General features: G+C 40.8%; 1 protein-coding gene. It reads right to left on the bottom strand.

Annotated features, from left to right (window positions below):
* Positions 1–377: contractile injection system protein, VgrG/Pvc8 family (locus ACF8D3_RS03310; RefSeq protein WP_392470145.1), on the bottom strand; the 377-nt coding region annotated here is incomplete at its 3' end.
* Positions 378–392 lie beyond the last annotated feature (15 nt).

Here is a 392-nt window from a genome sequence, read left to right as displayed (position 1 = left end):
ATAAACACACGGCTATTGCGGCGTTTTTTCCAAAGTGTGGAGGGGTCTTCAAGTGTGAGTTTATAGAGGCTTAAACTACCATCGGATTGGCCTTGTAGGGCTTGAGTAATAATACCTGTGGTACGGAACAGTTGTCCTGAGTCGGTGACTTGGTCAACCGCGACTTGGCTACCAATGAATTGTTTTAATGGAATGGTAGCATCAGTGGATAAGCAAATCAGTTCTGCACGGATGCCTTGATTGATTTCATGTTGCCCATCTATACGTTGTAAAAAGACCTGAGCATTTAATATGGGATTGGAAAATTGAATATGGATGGCACGTTTTTGTGGGGTGATGCCTAATTGATCTAATGCGCGAAATATATTATTCAACATCTCTTGTTATTTAAT

The sequence above is a fragment of the Acinetobacter sp. YQ_14 genome (assembly GCF_043102985.1).
Classification (GTDB): domain Bacteria; phylum Pseudomonadota; class Gammaproteobacteria; order Pseudomonadales; family Moraxellaceae; genus Acinetobacter; species Acinetobacter venetianus.
The sequence above is the reverse complement of the archived record's forward strand: the minus strand, read 5'-3'. Positions and strand labels throughout refer to the sequence as shown.